This is a genomic window from Lutimonas sp. (genome assembly GCF_051011215.1).
Lineage (GTDB): Bacteria > Bacteroidota > Bacteroidia > Flavobacteriales > Flavobacteriaceae > Lutimonas.
Genome location: NZ_JBPCUJ010000151.1, coordinates 1 through 16,965 on the forward strand (window position 1 = coordinate 1; position 16,965 = coordinate 16,965).

Consider the following 16,965-nt stretch of genomic DNA (forward strand, 5'->3'; position numbering starts at 1 on the left):
TTATTATGAATCATTACGAAACTGTTTTCATTTTGAATCCCGTTTTATCTGATACACAGGTAAAGGAAACAGTAAAGAAGTTTGAAGACTACTTGGTTTCTAAAGGTGCCGAAATGATTTGGAAAGAAGATTGGGGCTTGAAAAAACTTGCCTATCCAATCCAAAAGAAAAAAACCGGATTTTATCATTTATTCGAATTCAAATGTCCTGGAGAAGCAATCTCTGCGTACGAATTAGAATTCAGAAGAGATGACAGCATCATGAGGTATTTAACTGTAAAGTTAGATAAGCACGCTGCTGCCTGGGCTGAGAAAAGAAAAGATAGAGTTAAACCAAGTAAGGCTAAAAAATAATGGCAACATTAGAACAACAAGCAAAAGGCGGAAGTAAAGGAGAGATCAGATATCTTACTCCTTTAGAGATAGATACTAAAGTAAAAGTTAAGTATTGTCGTTTTAAGAAAAACGGTATCAAATATATTGATTACAAGGATGCTGACTTTTTGATGTACTTAGTAAACGAACAAGGTAAAATTTTACCTCGTAGGTTAACCGGAACTTCGTTGAAATACCAACGTAAAGTTTCTCAGGCAATTAAAAGAGCGCGTCATTTGGCATTAATGCCATATGTAGGTGATATGTTAAAATAATAAACCGGATAGTATGGAATTGATATTAAAACAAGACGTAGCTAACCTAGGGTTTAAAGATGACGTTGTGACTGTAAAAAATGGTTATGGACGTAACTACCTAATCCCTCAGGGACAAGCTGTATTAGCTACTGCATCTGCAAAGAAAGTATTGGCTGAAACATTAAAGCAAAGAGCTTATAAAGAGCAAAATATAGTAAAAGAGGCTAACAAAGCTGCTGAAGTACTAAAAGCTTTAGAATTGAAAATCACTGCTAAAACAGGTGAAGGAGATAAATTATTCGGATCGATCAGTAACGCAAATGTAGCTGAAGCTATCGCTGCTGAAGGTCAGGAATTAGAGAAAAAATACATTACCATCGCTGGTGGTCTTGTAAAGAGATTAGGAAAATACAACGCTTCTGTGAGACTTCACAGAGATGTTATTGTTGATCTTCCTTTTGAAGTAGTTGCTGAAAAGTAAGCTTCCTTAAGGTATTTCACAACCTAAAATGATAGAAACCCGCTCAATAGAGCGGGTTTTTTTATGCCAAACGATCACAGTAGCCTCGCTGAATGATGATGATTTCTGCCGATAATCTAAATTCTCAGCCTCTTAAAGGTAAAACGGTCAGTTCAAATATACTCTGAGTGAATTTATACTGTAATTTTGTTATTGATTTTAATTATTGTAAAATTGAACTCTAAATAATAAAATGGATCTAGGTATCAACATTCCGGAAATTCCGAACATCATTCATTATGCAATTCCATTTTTCATAATCACCTTGGTGATTGAAATAGTGCTGACCAGTAGAAAACAAATGGCCTCTTATACCTTTAAGGACGCTGCAGCCTCTATCAGTATGGGCCTGGGAAATGTTTTTATTGGCTTATTGGCCAAAGCAATGGTGCTTTCTGCTTTAACCTATATGTATATGACATGGCGATTTTTCACCATACCCTTTACATGGTGGGCATGGTTGCTCGTATTCTTCGCCGATGACTTTTGTTATTACTGGTTCCATAGGATCAGCCACGAGAATCGGTTCTTCTGGGCTTCACATGTGGTGCACCACTCATCCAAAAGGTATAATTTAAGCACGGCCTTACGACAAACCTGGTCAGGAAGTTTTACCTCTTTTATTTTTTGGGTTCCCATGGCGCTTCTGGGGTTTCATCCTGCCATGATCCTGGCACAAATGTCTATTAGTTTATTATACCAGTATTGGATTCACACTGAATTGATACAGAAATTACCAAAGTGGTTTGAAGCCGTTTTCAATACACCTTCCCATCACAGGGTACATCATGCAACAAATCCGCAGTATTTGGATAGAAACCATGCAGGGATCTTAATCATCTGGGATAAAATGTTCGGTACTTTTGAACCCGAGGTAGAAAAACCTGTGTACGGACTTGTTAAAAATATTGACACCTACAATCCTGTAAAAATTGCTTTTACTGAGTGGTATCTGATGTTTAAAGACGCCATTTCATCCAAGACAACCTTAGTGAACAAATTAAAATATTTTTACAAACCTCCGGGATGGAAGCATGATGGCAGTGGCATGGTCTCCTCAGACCTTCGAAAACAATGGAAAGACCATCAATAACAATCTACATCAATAATGACCTGAACAGACCTGTAATCTGGGATTGACATAAAGGAATCCTTTATTTTTTGAATCTGCCCTTTTGACTGATTCAATGAAATCTTTTCAGGAAGCTTTATCAATATTGATTTGATATACTTATTTCTGATCCTGCCTATGGAAGGACTTGTGGGTCCTAGCACCCTGTCGCCAAAACTATTGACCAACGATCTGCCCATCCAGTTGGCAGCTCCTTCAACTTTAATAAAATCCTTATGCTTTAAAACGATTCTCACTAACCTAACCAAGGGAGGATATAGAAATTGATGACGCTCATTTAATTGATCCTTAAACATAGTGTCATAATCATGGGTTGTAACCTGCTGTAATATCTGGTGGTATGGATTAAAACTCTGTATGGCCACTTTGCCTCTTTTTTCGTCACGCCCTGCCCTTCCGGAAACTTGTACCATTAACTGATAGGTTCGTTCATGAGCTCTGAAATCGGGAAAATTCAATAAATTATCCGCATTCAGCACCCCGACCAAGCTAACATTTTTAAAATCCAGGCCTTTCGTCAGCATTTGAGTACCTACCAAAATATCAATTTCCTGATCGTGAAATGAGCGCAATAGTTTTTGATAGCCATATTTACCTCTTGTGGTATCCAAATCCATCCTGGCAACTTTGGTTTCAGGATATAACTCCTTCAACTCAAGTTCTATTTGCTCTGTACCAAACCCTTTTGAATCAAGGGTTGGATTCTCACAGGCAGGACAGGTCTTGGGCAAGGCCTGATGATGTCCGCAATAATGACATTTCAACTCATTATTGAATTTGTGAAAAGTCAGACTCACATCACAATTTGGACATTGAGGTGCCACGCCACAAGTACTGCATTCTACGATTGGTGAAAAACCGCGTCTGTTTTGAAAGAGAATCACCTGTTCCTTTTCTGCCAGGGCATCTTCTATCAAGAGCAACAATCGATCTGAAAAATGCCCCTTCATACGCTTTTTCCGATGCTTCTCTTTGATATCAACCAATTCGATTTCGGGCAACTGCACGTCTTTATACCTTCGGTTGAGTGCTACATACCCATATTTCTGTTGCTTGGCATTGTGATAGGTTTCAACTGAAGGTGTCGCACTGCCCAGCAATACTTTTGCTCTGTGTAAATGACCCAACATAATAGCTGCATCCCTCGCATGGTATCTTGGAGATGGCTCAAATTGCTTAAAGGAAGTTTCATGCTCTTCATCTACAATAATCAATCCAAGATCTGTAAATGGCAAGAGAATGGAAGACCTCGCTCCTAAAACAATCTGGGCTTTTTCCGATCGATTGACCAGATTGTTCCATACTTCTACCCTCTCATCTACCGAATACCTCGAATGAAAAACGGCAATCTTATCTCCAAAAAAATGTTGTAACCTGCTAATTATATGTGTTGTTAAGGCAATTTCAGGTAATAAGTACAAAACCTGTCTGCCTTGTTCCAAGGTTTCCGCAATTAAATGAGAATAAATTTCGGTCTTACCGCTTGAGGTAACACCATGCAACAAACACACTTCCTTTTCATCAAAAGCGGCTTTAATACCCGACAAAGCTTTTGCCTGATACTCATTGAGTTCATGAATCATTTTGATTTCAGTATCAAATGACACCCTGTCTTCCCTGATTTCACTTTGCTCGAATACTTGTTTTTCCACCAAGGCTTTTATCACAGCCGCACTAATTCCTTTGTCCAAAAGCTTCTTGCGCAATACAGGCGCATCATTCCCTTGCTTTAACTGGAAAAATAATAACAATGCCTCTCTCTGTTTAGGAGCTTTGCTCAAATTATCCAGCAATTGATGCAATTGATCATCTGTTTGATGGGTGGGATGCAGGTCCAGATATTTTACAAATTTGGGTTTGTACTGTTCATAAATTTCTTCTTTTACTTCGATGACCTCTTTAGAAAGCAGGCTGTTCACAACGGTCAACACTCCTTTTCGATCAAGAATTTTACCAATATCCTGAATCTTTAATTTGCTTTGATGTTCCAACGCTTCCCAAATCAAATATTCATCATCATTTAAAATGGAAACCTGATCGAATGCAGCATTCTTAAGGACAAGGGTTTCACTTTCCAATAAAAATGCTTTAGGTAATGACGCCCGCAAAACATCTCCCAAAGAACACATATAATAGGAAGAGATCCATTGCCAGTGTTTTAACTGTGGACCCGTGACAATCGGGAACTCATCGAGAATTTGAAAAATATCCTTGGCCTCATAGGCCGTTGGCTGCTCTGAATGCAGCTCAAATACAATGGCCGTATATATTTTTGACTTCCCAAAAGGAACGGCAACTCTCGATCCAATTTTTATAAAATCAGCTTCCGCTGCTGTAATACGATAGGTAAACAGTTTTTGCAGCGGTATGGGTAATATGACATTTATAAAATTGATAATCAGAATTTTAAATAGTTACTTTCAGGCACATTATATGCAGTACCCGGTACGTACGAAACTAATAGGTTTATTGCTCCTGCACAAATAATAGGGATAAAAAAACACCTCCTAAAGAAGGGAGGTGTTTGTCATTGGGGAAATTGAAATTACTGTATTAGTTTGCTTCAATCCAGTTTACGATTTCAGCATCAGTTGGCAAGGTATTAGGCGAAATCACCTTTTCAAGTTCACCTTGCTCATTTAATAAGTATTTTTGGAAATTCCACGCCACCTCAGAATCCTGAAGTCCGTTCTTTTCTTTTTCGGTTAAAAAATGATACACTTCATGCATATCTGATCCTTTCACCGATATTTTCGACATCATTGGAAAACTTACTCCATAATTTTCTTTACAAAATGCAGCAATTTGCTGGTCAGAACCCGGCTCCTGTCCACCAAAGTTATTGGCCGGAAATCCGACAATCACAAAGTTTTTATCCTTATAGGATTCATATAGTTTTTGCAAACCTTCATATTGAGGGGTCAAACCACATTCTGAGGCCGTATTTACAACCATGATTTTTTTCCCTTTCAACTCAGAAAAATTAAAATCATCACCATATAAATCAGTAACCTGAAATTGATAAATCACTTCTCCTTCCTGAGCTTTCGTCTCGATGACAGCTGCTTCCAATTTAGTAACCTCTGTTTTATCCTTTTTACAGCTTGCGAATACTAAGAACAAACTCAAGAACATGATCAATTGCTTCATATTACTTTCTAATTTTCTTTTTGAAATATTTTTTAAACTTAAAGTAAGCTAATATACTTAAAATAACCGACAGGCCGAGCCATCCCCAAATCTGGTTTGGAACTGCTGCTGATTCACCCGCTGCATAAGAATGTAATCCTGACAGTAAATGATTTACACCTAAATAAGTCATTAGTATGGATGCAAAGGCAAATACAGCTGCCATATTAAAGGTAAATTTACTTTTTAAGCCTGGAATAATTCTCATATGAAGTACAAACGAATAGATCATAATACTTATAAGGGCCCAGGTTTCTTTCGGGTCCCAACCCCAATATCTACCCCAGCTTTCATTGGCCCAGATACCACCCAAGAAGTTTCCAATTACTAATAAAACCAAGCCAATGGTCAAAGACATCTCATTAATAGCAGTGATCTCATTGATGGCCAATTTCATTTTCTTCTTATTCTTCTTGGTTGTGAAAATATAAAGGATCAAGGCAAGCATTCCCAATACCATTCCAATGGTAAAAGGACCGTAACTGGCAACAATAATCGCCACATGAACCATCAACCAATAAGAATCAAGAACAGGCACTAAATTTCCAATAGATGGATCCATCCAGTTCCAATGAGCCACCATTAATAACATTGAAGTCACAAAAGTGGTTGCAGCCAAAGTCAGCGGAGATCTTTTACCAAAGATGATTCCAAAAAGCATGGTCGCCCAGGAAATGTAGATCATTGATTCATAGCCATTACTCCAAGGAGCATGTCCAGAGATATACCATCTGATTCCAAGACCAACGGTATGGTAGGCAAATAGTAAAAGAACAATACCTGTACATACCTTTACCAGTGTCCGGATTAGTTTATTATCATTAAATATGTTGACAATTACAACAATAAACATCAATAAACTGGCAAGCATATAATACGTATACAAAGATTTAAAAATATCATACTCGTTATAAAAAAGTTCAAGGTCCACCTTTCGCTGAGTAGGCATTACCTCTGCACCATATTTACGTTGAAATTTATGAATGCTTTCCAAATATTCATTGGCCTGGCTGTAGTTTCCGGATGTTGTTGCCGCAGCAACTTCTCCTGCATACAAAGGCAAAATATTACCAACATATAAGGAGTCTTCTCCTGTAAATCCAGAATGCCTTACTTCAACAAAGGAATACCATTTGTTGTTTTCACTATTTGGCAATGGGAAGAACTTAAAAATAGAACCTCCTAGCGCTCCAAACAATAAATTGGCCCTGCCGTCAATATTTAAAATACTCTCTTCGTATTTGGTTTTAATTTTCTTTTTATGAGCCGCAGAGACCTCTTCGGTAAGCTTATACTCACCTTTTTCAGTAAACAGATCGGAGAATCTGGCATATTTCTGATCGTGCGGAATCCCAATAAGATCTCTTACTTTGGTATTTTCCCTTTTCACATATATAAAAGGAACAAAATACCAGGCTCTGGGATTGGTAAGCATGGAAACAACCACTTGATTGGCATCCATGTTTTCATAGGTATCTTTTTTACTTACTTTTCTCAGAAGTTCTGATGCAAAAGTATTTACGGGCTTCATACGTCCTCCCGCATCTTGAATAACCAATTTACCAAACTCCTTGGCATGACCCTTTTCCGCAGTTTGTGCCGCAATAACTGAATCAATGGTTTTGTATTGCTGATCGTGTGTTGCATGAGAGGCATGATCTGATTGTCCAAAAGCAAGTCCGGAAAACAGCATAAGCATCATGACCAATTTACCCTTCTTTTTCTTGAGTTTTTTTAAACTCTTTTTCAATGATGCAAACCGAGTCCCTTTCTCAAACAGGGTCAAGATCAAGCCTAAAAACAAGAAAAAATAACCAACATAGGAAGTCCATGTACCTGCCTGGTCATAGTTTACTGATAAAAAAGTTTGTTCCACCTCTCCCTGATCATTATAACTGGATTGAAAAAATCGATAGCCTTTATGATCCAAAACATGATTCATAAAAATTTTAAAATCAAAAACCTCTTCCCCGTCTATGACCGTAATCTCACTGGCATAGGATTTTGGACTCATAGAACCAGGATAACGTTCCAATTGAAAATCCCTTAATTTCACTGAAAATGGAACCTGAAATTGTTTGGAACCATAATTTAATCTAAAATTCAGGCCATCCTGAGTAAACACCTTTGGAGGTGATACACTTAAGGCATTCCCAAATAATTTGATTCTTTGCTTGGTGTTTTCTGTGACGACTTCAACCTCAAGCATGTCACTTGGGTGCTCATCTTTGTCACCCGAAGTCAATTTCATCTCCCCTTTTACGGCTGGCAACGGAATCACAAATTGACTATTTCCTATCTGATATAGTGATCTAAGATTAAATACCTGTACTGAATCTTTGACAACTTCTCCTTGTGTCTGGCTGGCCATGATCATATAACTGCCTTCAAACGGCGAGCTTATTCTTAAGGTATCATTCTGGGTAAAAATATTAATCGCTCCCTGCGTTGGATTTTCAAAAGAAAACAACGTATTGTGCATATTAATGGTCTGACCTGCCCTAATATAATGGTCGTGCCTTCCACCACCACCGGATTCAACAATTTTTAAATAGGGAACGCCATTATCAGCTGTCTGAAACTCTTCAAAAGCATTTGGAATATAATCCACATAGTTGATCTCTATGGGTTTGTCTTTAAAATCTGTTTTAATCGAAAATTCATTTCCACCTCTGATCCAATTCAGAAACTTCGAAGTATTATAAATAAAGTTACTGCTGTTTCCATAGGTCGACGCAAATAGGTAGTGTTTGTACAAAGGTGCTTTTTGCTCCTTATCATCATCAATATGTACATCCACATATGCTTTGTCTGATAACATTTTATTCGTTGTTTCTCCTTCATAGATAGGCATGATCCCTTCATAACTGATATAGCGCGTAATTCCAGCCCCTAAAATGATCAGAATAAAAGATAAATGAAACATGAGAACAGAATACTTTTTACGTTCTAATAGTTCATATTTTTTAATATTTCCAATAAAATTGATCATGAATATGAGCATGATCAACTCAAACCACCAGGCATTATAGACAAGGGCCTTTGCTGTTTGAGTTCCATAGTCATTCTCTATAAAAGTAGAGATGGCCATGGCGGCAGCAAAAAGTAAAAATAAAACGGCAGTAAGACGGGTCGAGAAAAAGAAATTAGCAACTTTTTTCATTCAAAAATAATTGATTGATATAAGTGACAAAGTTACTAAAATTCCCTTAATATTTATCCTAATCCTTGAATATAGCAAGCATTTCAACTGAATAGAAATAAGATTAAAAAAATACATTCAATTTTCAGAATAAAAATGTAATCAATGTTACTTACAAAGTATGATAAATGTCATTATGCAAACCTAAAATACTCATAATGTGTGTTTTAAAATTTTTAAAACATGATAATTGTCATTGAAATCATTGCAACATCATCTTAATTTTACTTAACAGTTTTTTAACACGTAAATTTCAAATACCATGAAAATTATCAAGCTTATAAGTCTCTTTTTTATCGTATCGACAAGTTTATTACTTGTCCAGTGTACAACAGACCCTATACCTGGGCCAGCCGGTGAGGATGGAATAGATGGAGTAGATGGGGTAGACGGGGTAAGCGGAACCGCTGAATGTGCCGCCTGTCATAACGTGTCAACAACAGAAGAAGTTCATGCCTCCTATTTATTCTCAGGACATTATAATGAGAATATGGATCATGGTGATGGACCTCTTTCTCAATATGCGAACAGAGGGTTCCCAGGTGGATTGGCCAGCGCATGTACAGCGTGCCATACCAGCGATGGATATATTGACTGGGCAGAAACCGGTATTCCTATGGTAGGCAGCGCTCCTGTTTATCCAGGAACTCAAACAATCACGTGTACAACTTGTCATAGCAAACACTCGACTTTCGATTTTGAAAATGATGGTTTTGACTATGCACTAAGATTTATAGCACCAATAGAGCTCATTGCCGATGCCTCTTATACTATAGATTATGGAGCAGAAGATGCGTCAAGTCATACTTGTGCAAGTTGTCACCAGCCTAGATCAAAATTTGAAGATTCCTTATTGGAAAATGGAAATGTAAATGTAGGCGGTCGCTTTGGACCTCATTACGGAGCTCAATCTACCCTACTTGAAGGAATACAGGGAGCAGAGATTGCAGGATCATTGCCTTACGACGCACCAACGTCAGCAGCACACAGATCAGGATCTAGTTGTACTTCTTGCCATATGGGTGAATCCATTGATCTTAACATAGGTAAACACTCCTGGAACTGGACAGAGACTTCTTGTACAACATGTCATACGAATGGCGTTCCTACGGAAGTAGCCGGATTTGCAGAGGACGTTGCAACTTTGAAAGATCTTTTAGTTGACAAAGGTCTTCTAACTCCTGAAGGAAGCCCTGTTCCTGGCGAGTACCCTGTATCTGAGGCCTCGGCGCTCTGGAACTACCGTATGATGTACTATGACCATAGTAATGGTGTCCATAACCCTAACTACGCCAAGGCACTTGTAAAGAATTCAATCGAAGCCCTGTCAGCTAATTAAATGGTATTTATTAAAGAATGCAGATGAGATCATCTGCATTCTTTAAATAAAATATAAAAGTTCCATATAAAATTTCGAACATGAAAAATTTAACAAAAATACTGACATTGATTGCTATGGGCTTATTTCTCACTTCCTGTTATTATGATGAATTTCCTGAAACAGTAGTTGAAATACCAGATGTAGTTTCTTATGAGCAGGATATTATGCCTTTGTGGGAAGGCGAATGTGTATCCTGTCATCAAGGAAATACACCCCCAGATTTACGACCGGCCAATTCCTATAATAGCCTGTTAAATGGTTTTGTAGTAGCAGGTGATTCAGAAAACAGCATACTTTATTTATCCTTAATTCATGCTCCTGGTATTGCGCCTATGCCAACAGCTACGAGCAAATGGCCTAGCGGACAAACTGATTTAGTGAAAGCTTGGATTGACCAAGGTGCTCTAGATAATTAACCCTAAAGAACATAGACATGAAAAATTATATATATATACTAATTGTTCTTTTTACTGCTCCCTTTGTGTCATTCGCGCAAGACAGTAATGAAAAGGCTCAAGACACTGTGGTCAAACCTAAGGAAAAATTGGAAAGACCAGCTTTTGAAAGCTCTTACATCGTAGACAACCCTACCAACGTTGTGAATAACAAGAATGCCCTGGAGGTTCAAATGGAACACCGGTTTGGAATCATTAGGGATTTTGATGACCTGGGAGGAATCTGGGGTGATGCCAATATTCGATTTGGAGGAACCTATGGTGTTCATGAAAGAGTGACCTTAGGTTTGGGTCTTCAAAAACATAAAAGATATACAGATCTTAATGCCAAAGTTGCCATTCTAAGACAAACCCGATCCGGGAAAATGCCCGTTAGTTTGACTTATTTTGGAAATGTTGCCTATGATGGAAGAAAGCAGACTGCTACCATGCAGCCTCCTATTAATTATCAACAGGATCGCTTTTCATATTTTCATCAGTTAATATTAGCAAAGAGGTTTAATTCTAAACTTTCCTTGCAATTTGCTCCAAGTATCTCGCATTATAATGCGGTATATGAAGGAATGTCGAATGACAGGATCGCCATTGCGTTTGGAGGTCGATATAAAATAACACCTAATACAGCCATCATTGCTGATTATAGTCAACCCATTACTCAGTTTGACATGGACCTTTCTGACGACGGCAATCGATACAGCAACCACCCGGGCTTGAGTTTAGGTTTTGAATTTGGAACTTCAGGTCATGCCTTTCAACTTTTTGTGAGCAACTATTGGGGCATATTACCTCAGGAAAATTATGTGTGGAACAAGAACGACTTCTTTGCAGGAGACATATTGTTAGGGTTTAACATAACGAGAATATATAATTTCTAAATAGCGAGAATTAGCTTGGTTAATTTTTTATCACTGCCAGACAATATGCTATTTATGTCTGGCAGTTCTTTACTATTAACATCCTTATGAAAAATCAAAAAGAGAATAAAAAAGAGAATAATAGAAGGAAATTCCTGCAACTGGGATTGCTGTCAGGAGTTTCAGCAGTGGCTGCGGGCTCCATCATTACAAATCTTGGTGAGGAAGCAGCATCGCTTGAAGAAACCACTTCTAAAGAAATGACCAAGGTACTTACTCCTGATGGAAAATTAGTTGAAATTCCTGTGGAGAGTCTCAATCATTACCCGGAAGCACATGTGACACCTGCAGCATCAAGAAAAGGAATTCCTAATAGAAAATTTGTCATGGTCATTGACCTGGCAAAATGTAAAAATGCACGAAAATGTGTTGAAGCTTGTCAAAAGGGTCATAATCTGGATTATCATGAAGAATTTATGAAAGTTCAACTCATTCAAGACAATGATGAAGCATCGCCCTATTGGTTTCCAAAACCATGCTTTCACTGTGAAGAACCTCCATGTGTTACAGTATGCCCAACAGGCGCAACCTTTAAGCGTGAAGACAACATTGTATTAATTGATAATGAACGTTGCATAGGCTGTAAATTCTGTGTCACCAGTTGCCCCTACTCTGCTCGACAATTCAATTGGGGTCATAAAGAAAAATTCAAGGACAAAGACCAGGCTTATTCTCCGGAAACCCAATTGCCGGCTTCCGAAGGAACCGTCATGAAGTGTGATTTTTGCCCTGATCTTTTAAGAGCTGGTGAGTTACCCTATTGTGCCAAATCCTGTCCGATGGGTGTCATCTATTTTGGAGACAAGAATGAAGATATTGTTACCAATGGCGATGAAACAGTACGATTCTCTCAATTAATTAAGGATAGAGGTGGTTACAGACATTTAGAGCATCTAGGTACAAAGCCCAATGTTTATTACCTACCTGCCGTGAATAGACAATTCCCTCTAGAAAGAGGCTTTGATGTGGAAGAAGAAGTTATTGAGCGGTACAAAGAAGTGCCTTATGTTCAGGATCTAAAGAAAAAAGGAAAAATTTAACGCTGAAAATTAATCTACGATGGCAGATGTCATAAAAAAAAGAATCATTGATAAGGAATTTATCAAAATTCTTGAGAGCACACCAAATTCATCAAAACTTTGGATCGCTGGTTTGGTAGCAGTGATACTTGTAGGTATTGTTGCTTTTGTACTGCAAGTAATCAAAGGACATGAGATAACAGGCATGAGGGATAATGTGGTTTGGGGTGTTTATATCATAAATTTTATATTTTTTGTTGGAATAAGCTATTCCGGAGCCTTTATTTCCGGTATCCTCCATTTTTTCGACACACCCTGGAAAAACGCAGTTTCTAGAATTGTCGAAATTGTTACCGTCCTGTCCTTAATGATTGGACCAATTTTTATTCTCCTGTGCATAGGTCGTTTAGATCGACTTCATTACCTGTTTTTATATCCGCGTATTCAATCTCCGATTACCTGGGATATCATCGCGATTCTTACGGATCTGATCGCCTGTTTTATTTATCTTTATTTAACCTTTATACCTGATTTTGCCATTTTGAGAGACGATGACAAACTGGAGGTCGCTAACTGGAGAAAAAAAACATACCGTTTTCTGGCCATGAATTATCAGGATACTCCTGAGCAAAAGGCCATTTTGAAGAAAGTAACCCGTACCATGTCGGCTATCATTATTGCCTTAGCCATCACGGCCTATACAGTATTGGCCTGGATTTTTAGCTTGACACTGCAACCGGGCTGGAACAGTTCTATTTTTGCTCCCTATTTTATTATCGCCGGATTATACTCTGGTGTGGGTGTTATTATCATTTGTATGTATACCGTAAGAAAATACTTTAATCTTGCACACTATATCAGAAAGGTACATTTTTTAGGTGCAGGGGTTGTTCTTCTTGTATTGGCCTTATTGTTTGGTTATTTTACATTCAGTGAATACTTCCCGCGATGGTTCAGTCATAAGACCAATGATATGCATTTACTGGACACCTTATTTAGTGATTATTTTTGGGAATTCATTTTCGCCAACTATATTGGAGTATTACTTCCGGTGATCATATTGTTTTTCAAACGATTTAGAACGATCAACTTTATCACTTTTGCCGCTGTAATAGCCGTATTAGGGCTTTGGTTGAATCGATATCTAATTGTTATTCCAACACTTGAAACGCCTTATCTTCCTATTCAGGATACCAGACCAGAATTTATTCATTATTCTGCCACATGGATTGAATGGGCTCTTAGTGCAGCAGGGCTGGCAGCATTCTGTCTAATGTTTACCTTATTGGTTCGCTTTGTACCGATCATACCAGTTTCAGAAATTACAGGGTCCGCTTCCAATAATAAGAAAAAACGAATGACACATACTAAATCTAAAGATACATCAGATGAAAACTAACTTTCATAATATCATCAAAGTTCTTCTTGTACTGGGCTTCTTATTTGGACATTCAATGACCGTTTTGGGCCAAGAAGAATTTGAACTTTCGAATTACAGGATAAGATTTACCTTTAGTACGGCTAAAGATATAGATAATAACAGGCAGCTGGAAGTCATTTATATGGCAACGAATAAGAAAGATAGAAAAGATCGTATTCCGATAAGTGCAGCTCCTATTCAATTCTTCCATAAAACAAAGGACACCACCCTACTTATTGCAAAGGCACTGACTGATAATTCCGGTAAAGCTGTTATCACCATTCCCCAAACCATGACCTTATCTCAAGATGACGAAGGATATTACAATTTTATCGCCTTGTTTGAGAAAACTGCCTCTTTAAAAAAGCAAAAAAAATCCCTGGAAGTGAAGGATCTCATCTTGGATTTAAATTTGATAAATAGAGATAGTTCTCAATTTGTATCATTAAGCGCATCAACAAAAGACAGCATCGGAACTACAGAGCCCGTTGAAGAACTGGATGTGGTCTTCTCTATTGGAGGAATGTTATCCAAAATGCCGATTGAAGATGCTTCTTTAGAAGATGGAAGCTATGAGTTTCAAATGCCTGATGATATTCCGGGAGACATCAATGGTGATTTTCAACTTTATGCTTTCATAGATGATCATGACGACTATGGAACTGTAACGCAAGTGGTGGAAAGTAATTGGGGTGTGTTTGACGACATAAAAGAACCCGAAAAAAACAAACTCTGGACGGAGGCTGCTCCAATTTGGATGTATGTGGTATTAACCCTTTTACTAGTTGGGGTCTGGGCCAATTTCATCTATACAATTTCGAAACTAAGGAAAATAAAAAAACTAGGAAGAATTGTTTGATAATTCCCTAAAAATAAGTAACTTAAACAACCTTTTATTAACTATTTAGAATTTTAAACACATGAAAGCAATTAAATTTTTTATGATTTTTGGATTACTATCTGTCGTGATGTTATCATTTTCGGCTTTTGACCAGGATGAATGGGTAGTTCCAGAAAAATACGAGAATATGAAGAACCCTACAGACCCGTCAGTGGATCTCGATATCGGTAAACAGATCTATAGTAAACACTGTCAGTCCTGTCATGGAAAGCAAGGATACGGAGATGGTAAAAAGGCAGATGATGTTGAAGGAGATTTAGGAGATTTCTCAACGGCAGAATTTCAATCTCAATCGGATGGAGCTCTATTTTACAAGAGTTATATTGGAAGAAATGACATGCCGAACTACGAAAAGAAAATACCAGACGAAGAAGATGTTTGGTTAGTTGTTAATTATATGAGAACTTTAGCGGAATAAGCGATAAGCCTTTAAAAATATGAGAATCCACCAGTGCCAGGCATTGGTGGATTTTTTTTTGTTTAATTAAATTCTTAAGCCGCTCTTACTCAGTTTGTTTAATCTTTTTGTGAAAAAATTAACATAGTTGCATATGCAACTAATTTGTTTTTGTTTGTATTTTTGGCAAAATTTTAAGAATTGACGAAAACTACAAAAGACAAAATCACCCTTATACCATGGATTGGCAAAACAGCCAAATTCATGGATTATTATATCGCCGATGTAATGAAAGCTAATGGCTTTGATATTTCCAAAGAACAGTTTATCGTGTTGAAGTATCTCAAAGAAGAAGATGGCAGAAAGCAGAATGACCTCGCCTTTATTACGAACCGCTCAAAAACGGCCCTTTCAAGACTAATCCATACGATGGAAAAGAAAGATCTTGTTTACAGAGAAGTTTCCGAAACTGATATGCGGATCAATCATATTTTTTTAACTGAATTTGGTAAAAAAACCTGGGATCATGCACATCCGTTTTTTTTATCAATTATTGATGATCTTCAAGCAGGCATCCCAGAAAATGATTTGGAAATCGTTCAGAATACGCTAAAGATAATTCAAGCTAACATAAAATTAAAAACAAAAATTAACCACTAAATAACATGAGAAAGTATATTAATATAGCGCTAGGGTTTATTATCATCGCATTGGCATTTTGGCTTGTCAATGTTATGGGCATCCTCAATAAAAAACCAGAAAAAGCACCGGTGAAGATTGTGAAGACCGTTTTTGTTGAAAAGGTAGAAAACGGAACAATTCCTATTACAATTTCAGCGAATGGAAATCTGGTTGCCAAAAACAAAATTGAGATATTCTCTGAAGTTCAGGGTGTATTACAACCTAGTAGCAAAGAATTCAGACCAGGAAATTCCTACCGTAAAGGGGAAGTAATCCTAAAAATGAATAGTGAAGAGCACTATGCCAATTTACAGGCCCAAAAAAGTAATTTATACAATTCTATTACCTCTATCATGCCTGATATTCGTTTAGACTATCCTGAAGAGTATGAGAAATGGGAACAATATCTAAGAGATTTTGATTTTGATAAACCAACTCCAAAATTACCCGAAATAAGTTCTGAAAAGGAAAAGTTCTTTATTTCAGGTAGAAATATTTACACCACTTTTTACAATGTAAAAAACATGGAAGTACGTCTAACAAAATATACCATAAGAGCTCCTTATGACGGTATTTTGACAGATGCCATGGTGAATCCTGGATCTTTAATCAGATCAGGTCAGAAATTAGGAGAATTTATTAACCCTAAGGTGTATGAAATGGAAGTGGCCGTCAATGCCAAGTATATTGATTTATTACAAAAAGGTAATTCTGTCAAAGTAACCAGTAGAGATACCAACCAATCATGGGATGGGAAAATAGTCCGTGTCAATGGAAGGGTCGATCAAACTTCTCAAACGGTAAAAGCCTATATCCAGGTTGAAGGAAAAGACTTAAAAGAAGGTATTTATTTAGAAGCTCATTTGGTTGCCAAAGCTGAAAAAAATGCTTTTGAAATGGAACGTAAACTGTTAGTAAACAATGAAAGTGTTTATGTTTTTAAGGACAGTATTATTGACCTGGTTAAAGTTGACCCTGTTTATTTTACCGATAAAACTGTTGTCTTAAAAGGTTTAGAGGATGGTACTTCTGTTTTAAGTCGTTCCGTGCCTGGCGCATACCCTGGGATGAAAGTATCAATATACGGTAGCAACCCACGTAAATAATTAAGCAGTCTTTATAG

General features: G+C 37.4%; 16 protein-coding genes. 13 read left to right on the top strand and 3 right to left on the bottom strand.

Annotated elements, in window-relative coordinates; translation table 11 throughout:
- The first annotated feature begins 5 nt into the window (after nucleotides 1-5).
- The 4 genes from rpsF (at nucleotide 6) to ACR2MV_RS14240 (ending at nucleotide 2,244) form a co-directional block, all read left to right on the top strand.
- Complete coding sequence (gene rpsF, locus ACR2MV_RS14225; RefSeq protein ID WP_434022800.1) at nucleotides 6-353, top strand: 30S ribosomal protein S6; 348 nt, start codon at nucleotides 6-8, stop codon at nucleotides 351-353.
- Complete coding sequence (gene rpsR, locus ACR2MV_RS14230; protein ID WP_224926970.1) at nucleotides 353-649, top strand: 30S ribosomal protein S18; 297 nt, start codon at nucleotides 353-355, stop codon at nucleotides 647-649. The genes rpsF and rpsR overlap by 1 nt, the downstream gene beginning before the upstream one ends.
- A gap of 13 nt (nucleotides 650-662) precedes the next feature.
- On the top strand, nucleotides 663-1,112 hold the full coding sequence (rplI, locus tag ACR2MV_RS14235) for a 50S ribosomal protein L9 (RefSeq protein ID WP_434022709.1): 450 nt from the start codon (nucleotides 663-665) through the stop codon (nucleotides 1,110-1,112).
- A gap of 232 nt (nucleotides 1,113-1,344) precedes the next feature.
- On the top strand, nucleotides 1,345-2,244 hold the full coding sequence (locus ACR2MV_RS14240; RefSeq protein WP_434022710.1) for a sterol desaturase family protein: 900 nt from the start codon (nucleotides 1,345-1,347) through the stop codon (nucleotides 2,242-2,244).
- Here ACR2MV_RS14240 and priA read toward each other — a convergent pair.
- The 3 genes from priA to ccsA form a co-directional block, all read right to left on the bottom strand.
- Nucleotides 2,238-4,682: a replication restart helicase PriA gene (gene priA, locus ACR2MV_RS14245; protein WP_434022802.1), complete on the bottom strand. Its 2,445-nt coding sequence runs from the start codon at nucleotides 4,680-4,682 to the stop codon at nucleotides 2,238-2,240. The two genes, ACR2MV_RS14240 and priA, sit on opposite strands and share 7 nt — an antisense overlap.
- 154 nt (nucleotides 4,683-4,836) lie before the next feature.
- Nucleotides 4,837-5,433 carry a glutathione peroxidase gene (locus ACR2MV_RS14250; RefSeq protein WP_434022712.1) on the bottom strand — a complete coding sequence of 199 codons (597 nt, stop codon included), beginning with the start codon at nucleotides 5,431-5,433 and terminating at the stop codon, nucleotides 4,837-4,839.
- A gap of 1 nt (nucleotide 5,434) precedes the next feature.
- Entirely contained in the window at nucleotides 5,435-8,635 is a 3,201-nt protein-coding gene (gene ccsA, locus ACR2MV_RS14255) for a cytochrome c biogenesis protein CcsA (RefSeq protein WP_434022714.1), read from the bottom strand.
- Between the two features lie 301 nt (nucleotides 8,636-8,936).
- On the opposite strand from ccsA, the gene ACR2MV_RS14260 reads away from it, so the two are divergent.
- From ACR2MV_RS14260 to ACR2MV_RS14300, 9 genes are all read left to right on the top strand, one after another.
- A complete protein-coding gene (locus tag ACR2MV_RS14260) occupies nucleotides 8,937-10,013 on the top strand; it encodes a hypothetical protein (protein ID WP_434022716.1) in 1,077 nt (358 codons plus the stop codon).
- Nucleotides 10,014-10,093: 80 nt separating this feature from the next.
- On the top strand, nucleotides 10,094-10,471 hold the full coding sequence (locus ACR2MV_RS14265) for a hypothetical protein (RefSeq protein ID WP_434022717.1): 378 nt from the start codon (nucleotides 10,094-10,096) through the stop codon (nucleotides 10,469-10,471).
- Between the two features lie 17 nt (nucleotides 10,472-10,488).
- A complete protein-coding gene (locus ACR2MV_RS14270; RefSeq protein WP_434022719.1) occupies nucleotides 10,489-11,385 on the top strand; it encodes a DUF5777 family beta-barrel protein in 897 nt (298 codons plus the stop codon).
- 86 nt (nucleotides 11,386-11,471) lie between these two features.
- Entirely contained in the window at nucleotides 11,472-12,464 is a 993-nt protein-coding gene (locus tag ACR2MV_RS14275) for a 4Fe-4S dicluster domain-containing protein (protein ID WP_434022720.1), read from the top strand.
- Nucleotides 12,465-12,483: 19 nt separating this feature from the next.
- Nucleotides 12,484-13,842, top strand: coding sequence for an NrfD/PsrC family molybdoenzyme membrane anchor subunit (nrfD, locus tag ACR2MV_RS14280; RefSeq protein ID WP_434022722.1), 1,359 nt, complete (start codon nucleotides 12,484-12,486; stop codon nucleotides 13,840-13,842).
- Nucleotides 13,832-14,722: a hypothetical protein gene (locus tag ACR2MV_RS14285; RefSeq protein ID WP_434022723.1), complete on the top strand. Its 891-nt coding sequence runs from the start codon at nucleotides 13,832-13,834 to the stop codon at nucleotides 14,720-14,722. The genes nrfD and ACR2MV_RS14285 overlap by 11 nt, the downstream gene beginning before the upstream one ends.
- A gap of 61 nt (nucleotides 14,723-14,783) precedes the next feature.
- Nucleotides 14,784-15,182, top strand: a complete 399-nt coding sequence (locus tag ACR2MV_RS14290; RefSeq protein WP_434022725.1) for a c-type cytochrome — start codon at nucleotides 14,784-14,786, stop codon at nucleotides 15,180-15,182.
- A gap of 180 nt (nucleotides 15,183-15,362) precedes the next feature.
- A complete protein-coding gene (locus ACR2MV_RS14295; RefSeq protein WP_434022727.1) occupies nucleotides 15,363-15,821 on the top strand; it encodes a MarR family winged helix-turn-helix transcriptional regulator in 459 nt (152 codons plus the stop codon).
- A gap of 5 nt (nucleotides 15,822-15,826) precedes the next feature.
- Nucleotides 15,827-16,948 carry an efflux RND transporter periplasmic adaptor subunit gene (locus ACR2MV_RS14300; RefSeq protein ID WP_434022729.1) on the top strand — a complete coding sequence of 374 codons (1,122 nt, stop codon included), beginning with the start codon at nucleotides 15,827-15,829 and terminating at the stop codon, nucleotides 16,946-16,948.
- Nucleotides 16,949-16,965 lie beyond the last annotated feature (17 nt).